This window comes from Pseudoxanthomonas sp. LjRoot204_2 (genome assembly GCF_056175765.1).
The window spans coordinates 1-11,139 of sequence record NZ_JBGFFG010000066.1; the positions used below are offsets into that span (position 1 = coordinate 1).

The 11,139-nt window shown below is 70.2% G+C and carries 5 protein-coding genes; all 5 read left to right on the top strand.

Annotated features, from left to right (window positions below; all coding sequences use genetic code 11):
• The coding region (locus tag AC04L7_RS05015; protein WP_475512623.1) for an aminotransferase class III-fold pyridoxal phosphate-dependent enzyme at positions 1-940 on the top strand (940 nt) is incomplete at its 5' end.
• A gap of 11 nt (positions 941-951) precedes the next feature.
• On the top strand, positions 952-7,488 hold the full coding sequence (locus AC04L7_RS05020) for an amino acid adenylation domain-containing protein (RefSeq protein WP_475512624.1): 6,537 nt from the start codon (positions 952-954) through the stop codon (positions 7,486-7,488).
• Positions 7,489-7,627: 139 nt separating this feature from the next.
• Positions 7,628-8,416 carry an alpha/beta hydrolase family protein gene (locus tag AC04L7_RS05025; protein ID WP_435999400.1) on the top strand — a complete coding sequence of 263 codons (789 nt, stop codon included), beginning with the start codon at positions 7,628-7,630 and terminating at the stop codon, positions 8,414-8,416.
• Positions 8,409-9,188, top strand: a complete 780-nt coding sequence (locus AC04L7_RS05030) for an alpha/beta fold hydrolase (protein ID WP_296282575.1) — start codon at positions 8,409-8,411, stop codon at positions 9,186-9,188. The genes AC04L7_RS05025 and AC04L7_RS05030 overlap by 8 nt, the downstream gene beginning before the upstream one ends.
• Complete coding sequence (locus tag AC04L7_RS05035) at positions 9,185-10,966, top strand: glucosamine inositolphosphorylceramide transferase family protein (RefSeq protein ID WP_435999397.1); 1,782 nt, start codon at positions 9,185-9,187, stop codon at positions 10,964-10,966. The genes AC04L7_RS05030 and AC04L7_RS05035 overlap by 4 nt, the downstream gene beginning before the upstream one ends.
• Positions 10,967-11,139 lie beyond the last annotated feature (173 nt).

An 11,139-nucleotide genomic window follows, 5' to 3' on the forward strand; every position in this document is an offset into this window, starting at 1 on the left:
GCTTCTTCAGCAGCGTGCCGAAGGTGTAGCGCTGGTGCTCGATTACGGGACGCCGGAAACCCTGCAGATCATCCGCGAGCGCGCGCACGAGCTGGCGGCCGTGCTGGTGGAGCCGGTGCAGAGCCGCCGTCCCGACTTCCAGCCGGTCGAGTTCCTCAAGGACGTCCGCAAGATCACGGCAGAGGCCGGCGCGGTATTGATCTTCGACGAAGTGATCACCGGTTTCCGCTCGCATCCCGGCGGTGCGCAGGTGCTGTTCGGCATCAAGGCCGACCTGTGCACGTACGGCAAGGTGGTCGGTGGCGGTTATCCGATCGGTGTCATGGCCGGCAAGCGCGAGTACATGGATGCGCTGGATGGTGGCTACTGGCAGTACGGCGACGACTCCACGCCGCCGGCCGGCGTGACCTACTTCGCCGGCACCTTCGTGCGCCATCCGCTCACGCTCGCGGCGGCGAAGGCGTCGCTGCTGCACATGAAGGAACACGGCGCGGCCCTGCAGCAGCGCCTCAACGAGCGCACCGCGGCGATGGCGGCGGAACTGAATGCGTTCTCGGAGGGCGTCGGCGCGCCGGTGCGCATCAAGCACTTCGCATCGCTGTGGCGCACGCACTTCGACGAAGAGCATCCGTTGCAGGACCTGCTGTTCGCGATGATGCGCAGCCGTGGCATCCACATCCTCGACAATTTCCCGTGCTTCTTCACCACCGCCCACAGCGAGGCCGACTTCCAGGCCATCACGCAGGCGTGGAAGGAAGCAGTGCTTGAGCTGCAGGAAGCCGAACTGCTGCCGCGCCACGCGGCCACCTCGCGCACGGTCATGGACGCGGCTGATCCGGTTGCGCCCGGCGCCCGGCTGGGACGCGACCCCGACGGCCGCCCGGCGTGGTACGTGCCCAATCCCGATGCTCCCGGCCAGTATCTCCGGGTGACTGCGTGAGGGAGGCGAGGGTGCAACGCCAGGACGCGACCATCGCCGTCGACTACGACCCGTTCGCCGGTGGCGCGCTGGCGCGCGTGGTGCCGACCACGGAGCCGCAGCGCGAGCTGTGGCTGGCGTCGCAGCTCGGTGAAGACGCGTCCCTCGCCTACAACGAATCGGTATCGCTGCGATTGCGCGGTGCCCTGGACGCTGCGCGCCTGCAGCGTGCGCTGCAGGCCGTCGTTGCGCGTCACGACGCGCTGCGTGCCAGCTTCGGTCCGGACGGCGAGACCTTCTGCGTGCTGGAGCCCGCGCCGCTGCTGCTGCCGTTGACGGATCTTTCTCCGCTGCCTGCGGCCGAGCGCGAACAGCAACTTGCAGAGCGTCGCCGCACGGGCGTCGAAACCACGTTCGCCCTGGCGCAGGGCCGCCTGTTCCGCGCCGAACTGGTGCGGCTGTCCGCGCAGGACCACGTGCTGCTGATGCATGCGCACCACCTGGTCTGCGATGGTTGGTCGTGGTGGGTGATCGTGCGCGAACTGGGAGCCGCTTACGGGCAGGGCGAAGGCGCGCTGCCGGAGGCCGAGCACTATGCCGACTATGCGCTGGCGGAAGCGCGGCATCCGATGGGGCCGCAATACCGCGACGACGAGGCCTACTGGCTGTCGCAGTTCGCAGGCCTGTCGCCCGTGCTGGACCTGCCCACCGACCGGCCGCGCCCCGCGCGCCGCAGCTTCGCGTCGCTGCGCGAGGACCACGTGCTCGACGCCGACCTGGTGGCCGCCGTGCGCCGGCTCGGTGCACGACGCGGTGCCAGCCTGTTCGCGACCCTGCTGGGCGGTTTCGCCGCGCTGCTGTCGCGCATCGCGGGGCAGGAGCAGGTGGTGGTGGGTATTCCGGCGGCGGGACAGTCGGTGGATGGCCATGACCATCTCGTCGGGCACTGCGTCAACCTGCTGCCCTTGAAGTTCGACCTGCAGTCCAGCGACAGCTTCACCCAGGTCGTCGATGCCGCGCAGACCACGCTGCTGGATGCCATCGAGCACCAGCGCTACACCTTCGGCACGCTGCTGAAGAAGCTGCGCATCGCGCGCGACCCCGCACGCCTGCCGCTGGTCAGCGTGATGTTCAACATCGACCAGGCGCTGGACCAGGAGAAAAGCGGCTTCCCGGGCCTGGCGCTGGACTTCACCACCAATCCCCGCCACTACGAGAACTTCGAGCTGTCGATCAACGCCGTGCAGGTCGACGGCACCTTGCGGCTGGAAACGCAGTACAACACCGACCTGTTCCASGMGGCCACGGTGCGCCGATGGTTGTCGGCCTTCGAGACGCTGCTGCGGGCGGCGTGCGAGGCACCGGGCGAACGGATCGCACGCTTGCCGCTGGTCGACGCGGCCATGCTGGCGGAACTGGTGGCCTTGCAGCCGGCGCCCGTGGCGTTCGATCGCCAGTGCCGCATGCACGAATTCTTCGAACGGCAGTGCGACCGCGCGCCGGATCGCAACGCGGTGCGCGCGGACGATGGCGCGCTGACGTACCGCCAGGTGGAGGTGCGCGCCAACCGCATTGCGCACCTGCTCCGCCGGCATGGCGTGCAGAAGGGCGCACTGGTCGGCCTGGCGCTGGACCGTGGCGCCGACATGCTGGCGGCCCTGCTGGGCATCCTCAAGGCCGGCGCCGGCTACGTGCCGCTGGACCCGCAGTTTCCCGCCGACCGGCTCGCGTACATGGCCGGCGATGCAGGCCTGGCGGCGCTGGTCACCCAGTCGCACCACGCGGCCCGCTTCGATCTTCGCGGGCGTCCGGTGCTGGCGCTCGACTCGCTGGCGACCGAACTCGCCACATTGCCGGCCGCGCGACTGGGACGCGATGGCGGCGCCGCGGATCCGGAAGGGCCGGCCTACGTCATCTACACCTCGGGCTCTACCGGCCGCCCGAAGGGCGTGCAGGTACCGCACCGCGCGGTGTCCAATTTCGTCACCGCCATGCAGGTCCAGCCCGGTCTGTCGGCCGAGGATCGCCTGGTCGCGGTGACCACGCTGTCCTTCGACATCGCCGTCCTCGAGCTGATGCTGCCGCTGAGCGTGGGCGCCGAGATCATCCTGGCCGGCAAGGACACGGTGATCGACGGCCTTGCGCTGTCCGCGCTGCTGGCCGCGACCGACGCCACCGCCATGCAGGCCACGCCGGCCAGCTGGCGCCTGCTGCTCGAAGCGGGGTGGGAAGGGCGTGCGGGCTTCAAGGCGATGTGCGGCGGCGAACCGCTGCCGCCGGACCTGGCGCAGGCACTGCTGCCGCGCTGCGGCGAGCTGTGGAATCTCTATGGCCCCACCGAGACGACGGTGTGGTCGACGGCCACGCGCGTGATGGCACCGGCGCAGCCGGGCATGCCCGACATCCATATCGGCCGTCCCATTGCCAACACGCAGGTCTGGATCCTCGACGACAACGGCCAGCCCTGTCCGCGGGGCGTGCCGGGCGAGATCTGCATCGGTGGCGAAGGCGTGACGCTGGGCTATCTCGGCCGGCCCGAGCTGACGGCGGACCGTTTCCTGCCGGATGCGTTCGCCACCACGGCCGCCGGCTTCGGTACCGGCATCGCATCGCCGACGTTGTACCGCACCGGCGACCGCGGCCGCTGGCGTCCGGACGGTGAGCTCGAACACCTGGGACGTCTCGACTTCCAGGTGAAGGTGCGGGGGTACCGCATCGAGCTGGGCGAAATCGAAAGCCAGTTGCTGACGCATCCGGCACTCGCGCGCGCGGTCGTGATGGCGCGCGAGGACCGGCCCGGTGATGTGCGGCTGGTGGCGTATGTCGTTCCCGCATCCTCGCCGGGCGTCGATGACGCCGCGCTGGTGCACCACCTGAAGCAGCACCTGCCCGACTACATGGTGCCGCAGCACATCCTGCGACTGCCGGCGATCCCGCTGTTGCCCAACGGGAAGGTGGATCGCAAGGCGCTGCCTGCGCCGGAGGCGTCGACCGTGGATGCGGCCGCCGCGACGCGCTCGTCGCCGGCGACCGCCCCGGCCGATGCGCTGCAGGCGCAGGTGGTGAAAGCGATGGAGGACGTCCTCGGGCGTCCGGGCCTGGGCATGGACGACGGCTTCTTCGAGGCGGGAGGTCATTCGTTGCTGGCCGCGCAACTGTGCACGCGCCTGGGTCGCGCGCTGGGGCTGCCCGTGCCGCTGCGACAGCTGTTCGACACGCCGACGGCGCGCGGTCTGTCCGAGGCGCTCCGTGCACGCATGGGCGGGCTGCCGCAGGACGCCGCGTCCGCCGCGCTGATCGTGCCGAAGCTCGCCGACCAGAGCACCGCGCCGATGACGCTGATGCAACAGCGCCTGTGGGTGCTGGAGCAGATCGAGCCGGGAACGGTCACCTACAACACGCCGTCGGCGCACCGGTTGCATGGCCCGATGGACCTGCAGGCGCTGGACCGCGCATTCCGCGAAATGGTGCGGCGCCAGGCCTCGCTGCGGACGCGCCTGGTGTCGCAGGGCGAGACGGCCGTGCAGGTCATCGACGATGCGCTCGATGTCCCGCTGTTGCCCGCCATCGACCTGACCCACCTGCCGGAACCGGAGCGCATGGYCACGCTGATGGCCGACCTGGAGGCCCGCACCGCGCAACCCTTCGTGCTGGACCAGGGCCCGTTGTTCCGCGTGGCGCTGTACACGCTGGCCGAAGACGACCACGTGCTCTACTTCATGACCCACCACGTGATCTGGGACGGGTGGTCGTTCGACATTTTCTACGCGGAGATGTCGGTGCTGTACGCGGCCTTCGCCCAGGGCCAGRCCTCGCCGCTGCCGGAGCTGGAGACGAGTTACGGTGACTTCGCCGCCTGGCATCGCCAGCAACTGGAAGGCGACGCGCTGCAGCGGCAGGTGACGTACTGGACCACGCACCTCGCGGGCAGCGGCGAACCGCTGCACCTGCCGGAAGACAAGCCGCGGCCGGCGCGCGCCAGCGGCATCGGCGGTACCGACTGGGTGCACGTGGACAGTGCCACCACGGATGCCCTGYGGCAGGTAGGCGGGCGCGTCGGCGCGACCTTGTTCATGACCCTGCTGGCCGCGTACTACGTGCTGCTGCACCGCCTGAGCGGACAGGACGACCTGGTCGTCGGCATGCCGTTCCGCAACCGTCCCAGCGATGCGCTGGAAAAGGTGATGGGCTTCTTCGTCAACGTGCTGCCGTTGCGCAGGCGGCTGGATCCGGCGATGCCGTTCCTGGCGTTGGTGGAAGAGGTCAAGGCCGGCTTGGTGGAAGCGCTCGACCATCCCGACGTCCCGTTCGAACACCTGATGCAGGCACTGAAGGTCGCGCGCGATCCCAGCCGCTCGCCGATCTACCAGGCGCTGTTCTCGTTCCAGGATGTGCGTGCGCGCAACCTGCAGTGGGGCGAACTGCGCCATGAACACCTGCTGATGTTCCAGAAGGGCATGGCGCACGACCTGGGCATCTGGTTCCTCGAGCATCCGACCGGCCTGTCGGGGGCACTGGGCTACAACGCGGACATCCTGACGCCGGAAGGCGCGCGCGCGATCGGCTACCGCTTCGGCACCCTGCTGGACGCGATCGCCCGCCAGCCCGAGTCGACCATCGGGTCGCTGCCGATCGTCGGCGCCGACGATGCCGCCAAGCTGGGCCAGTGGAACTCGACCGCCGTGGCCGTGCCTGCCGAACGCACGGCACATGCGCTGCTGCACGCGCAGGCCGTGCTGGCGCCCGACGCGGTCGCCGTGTCCTGCGACGGCAACGAGGTGGCCTATCGCGCCCTGCATGAACGCAGTGCCCGCATCGGCGACGAGCTCGTGCGTCGCGGCGTACAGGCCGGCGACCGGGTCGGCATCTGCCTCGACCGCCACGCGGATCTGGTGGCGGCGATGCTGGCGGTATGGCGGACCGGCGCTGCCTACGTGCCGCTCGATCCGGCCTACCCGCCGGACCGACTGCGCTTCATGGTCGACGACGCAGGCCTTCGCCTGGTGGTGAGCGAAGGTGATCTCGCGGCGCCGCTCGACCTGCCCATGGAGCGTCTGCTGCGGCTGGACGCCGATGCGCACGCGATCGCCGCCGCTCCGCGCGTGCCGGCCGTCCACGACGCCACCCTCGGCGGACAGGACGCGACGGCGTACGTCATCTACACCTCGGGTTCCACCGGCAAGCCGAAGGGCGTCTGCGTGCCGCACGGTGCGGTGGTGAACTTCCTCGCCAGCATGGCGCGCGAACCCGGCCTGTCCGCGAACGACAGGCTGGTCGCGGTGACGACGACCTCGTTCGACATCGCCGTGCTCGAGCTGTTCCTGCCCTTGGCGGTGGGGGGCCATGTGGTCGTCGCCAGCCGCGAGCAGGCCATCGATGGCGATGCGTTGGCCCGACTGCTGCGCACCGCGAAGGCGACGGTGATGCAGGCCACGCCCTCGACCTGGCGCATGTTGCGCGACGTGGGCTGGAAGGCGGACGGGCCGTTCAAGGCATTGTGCGGCGGCGAGCCGTTGCCGCCGGACCTGGCAGTGGACCTGCTGGGCTGCGGCGTGGACTTGTGGAACATGTATGGCCCGACCGAGACCACCGTCTGGTCGACCTGCACACGCATCCTGCCGGGCGAAGACGGGCGCAGCCCCGACATCCACATCGGGCGTCCCATCGCCAATACCACAGTGTGGGTCCTCGATGCGCGCGGTGCGCTGTGTCCGCCGGGCGTGTCGGGCGAGATCCACATCGGTGGCGCCGGCGTCACCCAAGGTTACCTGGACCGCCCCGAACTCACCGCCGACCGCTTCATCCCCGATCATCTGGTCTCGGGCGGCACCGCCTCGGGCGCGCGCCTCTACCGCACCGGTGACCGCGGGCGCTGGCGCACCGACGGCGTGCTCGAGCACCAAGGCCGGCTGGACTTCCAGGTGAAGGTGCGTGGCCATCGCATCGAACTGGGCGAGATCGAACACGTGCTGGCACGGCAGGCGGGCGTGCAGCGCGCCGTGGCGATCGTGCGCGAGGACACGCCGGGCGATGTGCGCCTGGTGGCGTATGTGGTGATGGACACCGACGGCGAGGCCGACGAGCAGCGTCTGCTGGCCGCATTGCGCGATGCGCTGCCGCGCTACATGGTGCCGCAGCACATCGTCAGGCTGCCGGCGGTGCCGCTGCTGCCGAACGGCAAGCTGGATCGAAGCCGCTTGCCAGTACCTTCGGCATCGGCCCCGGACCACGGCACCGCCGGGCCCGCGTACTTCGACGACCCGCGCCAGGCGTACCTGGCGCAGGTCTGGAGCGACATGCTGGGCGTGCCGGTCGAGGCGGGCGACAATTTCTTCGAGGTAGGCGGGCATTCGATGCTCGCCGTGCAGATGGCCAACCGGGTCGCGCGCGACACCGGCGTGCGCCTGCGGATCCTGGAGCTGGCCACGCAGACCCTTGCGCAGGCGGCGGAACAGCTGCCATCGTCGGCAGGCGATCGTATCGACGGCGCGGCCGAGGCGCCGCCTGTCGGTATGTTCCGCCGGATGGCGAACTGGTGGCGGCGTGGGAGTCGGTCCCGTGTCCGCTAGCGTGGCGGCGGGGACGCGGCGTGGCGATGGCCGCCCGGCAGGCGCCGATACTGGGGAGGAACGTGGTGTTGAACGGATCAGCGCGGACGGAAGTGTCCGCAGGTTGCGTGCGCCGGACGGGGCGCTGCGCATGCCGGCGATGAGCGACACCACGATGACGCCGGGATTCTTCGGCGTGGACGACCGGCGACTGTTCTGCATCCGCCACCTTCCGCGGCAGGCGCGCGCGGACGCCGTCGTGCTGATGTGCCCGCCGCTGCTGCATGAACACATGCGCAGCTACCGTTTCTTCTCGCAACTGGCCGGAATGATCGCGGACCGCGGCATGGCGTGCCTGCGCTTCGACTATTTCGGTACCGGCGATTCGGAAGGCGAGGAGTCCGCGTTCGATCCCGAAGGCGCGTCGCGCGACCTGGCACTGGCCGCCGCCGCCGCGCGCAGCATCGCGCCCGGCGTGCCGCTGTACCTCATGGCCGTGCGCGCGTCGGCCATGTTCGCATGGCGGGAAGCGGCGTCGCTCGGCGCGTCGGCGCTCTGGCTCTGGCAACCCGTCGTCGACGGCGCGCGCCATGTCGAGACCTTGCGCAGGCGCGATGCGAGCGAACGCAACTCGCGGTCGCGCTACCCGCGTGCACGCTCGGCCGCACCCGCGACGCCCGACGATCTGATGGGCTATCGCCTGCCTTCAGGTTTTCCCGCGCAGATGCGGGCGCTGCGTCTCGACGGCGATCCGGGCGTGCCGGTGGCGCTGTTCGACACGCCGGTGGGCGAAGGCCCGGTCCGCGCGGATGCGCGCTTCGTGCTGCCCGACGCCTTGCAGCGATGGACCAGCGAAATCGATCTCGATGGCCTCATTCCCCTGGGCGGGCTGCAGGAGGTCCTCGACCAGGCCACGCAGTGGCAACCGGAGCGGCACGCGCATGGATGATGTGATTCCGCTGGATGGCGGCAAGGCGTTCGGCCTGCTGACCCGTGCGCAGGGGACGCGCCGTGGACGCACGTTCGTCCTGTTCAACGCCGGCCTGATCCACCGGATGGGTCCGTTCCGTCTGCACGTCCGGCTGGCGCGCACGCTGGCGGCCGAAGGGTACGACGTGCTGCGCTTCGACCTGCCGATGGTGGGCGATGCCCCCGCGGGCTCGCATCCCGGCAAGACGGAGGTCGTGCGGGAGGCGATGGATGCCGCGCAGGCCGCCACCGGCAATGATCGCTTCATCGTCGGTGGCATCTGCAGTGCGGCCGACCTCGGCTGGCGCACGGCGGTGAAGGATCCGCGCGTGGACGGCCTGTGGCTGCTCGATGGCCTGGCCGTGCAGAACGCGTGGTTCCGGGTGGGCCAGATGGGACTGGTGCTGTCGCGCGCGCCGACGCGCTGGTTCGGCATGCTGGCGCGCTTCTTCCGGTCCCGTCCGGAGGATGCGCCGGGCCTGCTCGATTACCGCGACTGGCCTGCGCACCCGCAATTCCTGGACGAACTGGATCAACTGCTCGAGCGCGGCGTCCGCATCTTCGCGCTCTATACCGGCGGTGTTTCGTATTACCTGCTCCATCCCCGGCAACTCGACGCCACGTTCGGCCGTCATCGCCACCACCCGCACCTGCGCGTTGCGTTCAGGCCGGAGATCGACCACCTGATCCTGTCGCCGTCGCACCGCGACGACGTGCTCGCGCAGGTGCGCGACTGGGCGGTGGCGGCATGACGGCGCGCTTGCGTACCTCGCTGTACGCCCGCCGCCGCGCGCGGCCCCTGCGCGTCGTGTTCGTCGGGCCCGCACGCGTGCCGCGCTGGCTGACCTGCGCGTTCGAACTGTCGCGCGACCGTGACGACATGGAGTTGCTCGCCGTGTACGCGGAAGCGCACGCGGAGCCGTCGCCGCGCCGGCTGCCGCTCGGCCTGTTCCCGTTCCTCTGGCTGGAGCGCACGCTGCTCCGACTGTTCCTGCGCCTGCGCGGACGTCCGATGGAAGGCCCGCTGACCACGGGGACGCTGCCCGCGGACCTGCATGGCCCTGCGACGGGAGACACCTCCGTCCTGCGCGATTCCGCCGCGATCCGCGACCGCCTGTCCGCGCTGGCCCCGGACCTGGTCATCTGCATGGCGCCGGTCGCATGGGGCCGTGCCTTCGCCAGCGTGGCCACGCACGGCTGCTGGCTGCTCGACGGCGACCTGCGTGATCCTGTGCGTGCGGGTGCGGCCCTGCTGTCGCCGATCCTGGAAGGGCACGATGCCACGCCGATCACGCTGGAGCTGTGCCGGGACGGAGCCGCCGCGCCCGAGGTGCTGGCCGGCAGCTGGGGCGCGACGCGCGCCGTGTCCTTCAGCCAGCATCGCGACATGGCGTTCCTGAAGCTGCCCGCGCTGCTGCTGCGCGCGATCCGCGACCTGCCCGACACGGGCGGCACCGCGTCGATGGCGCGTCTGCAGGTGGGGCCGGCGCCGATCCGCTGGAACATGGGCATGTGCGTGCATGCCGCGTGGATCGCGCTGCGCCTGCTCCTGCAGTCCGGCGCACGGCGCCGCGCCACGCACCAACCCTGGTACGTGCTGATGCCGGATGCCGCAGACCCGGTACTGCCGGAGGCACCGCGCATCGGCGCCTCGCGTGCGCTGGTGGCGCCGGGCAAGGACTACTGGGCGGATCCTTTCCTGGTCGACGACGACGCACGTTGCCTGCTGTTCGTCGAGGAGTTCGTCGATGCGCGCAACCAGGGCGTGATCGCATGCCTGCAGATCCTGGACGACGGTACGGCGATCAATCTAGGCACCGTGCTGGACGAGCCCTTCCACCTTTCCTATCCGCAGGTGTTCCGCTGGGAAGGGGCGTGGTACATGACGGTGGAATCCTACGAGGCCGATCGCGTCAGCCTGTACCGCACGACCGACTTTCCGCGCGGCTGGACCCGCGTTTGCGATCTGCTCGAAGGCTGCGCCTGCGTGGACCCGACGCTGCACCACCATGACGGGCACTGGTACCTGTTCGGCAACGTATCCGAGAGTGGCGGCAATCCGTCCGACGAACTGTTCCTGTTCGTCGCCGACGCGCTCGAGGGACCCTACCGCCCGCATCCGGCCAACCCGCTCGTCGCGGACGTGCGCAGCGCGCGTCCGGCAGGCCGGTTGTTCCACCACGGCGGGCGCCTTTGGCGTCCCGCCCAGTGCTGTGCACCGGTGTATGGCGCGGCGGTGGTGTTCAACGAAGTCATCGAACTCGATCCCGAACGCTACCGCGAGCGCAGGAGTTCGCAACTGGACCCGACCTGGGCACCGGACCACGATGGGTGCCATACCTTCAATGCCGCCGGGCGATGGCAGGTGCTGGACGCCCACGGCGTGCCACCCGATGCAGCGCGACGGATGCCGGTGACCCACGATCCCGCGGCACGCTCGCCACGCATGGCGTCTCGGGTTTCGCACGTGATGCAGCAGTCGCGGCTGGGACTGCTGTGGGGCGCGTCGCTCTGGCCGTGGTACCTGTGACGTCGCGCAGAAAGCAGAAAGGCCGGGGAACCCAGGGTTCCGCCGGCCTCGTGATCGTGTGCCGCGGGGGCGCGGCGACGGCTTACTTCTGCCCGTCCAGCTCCCACTGCTGGTCCGCCCAGTAGACCAGCGGCAGCGACAGCAGGGCACTGGTCAGCCGTGGGCTGCTGCGC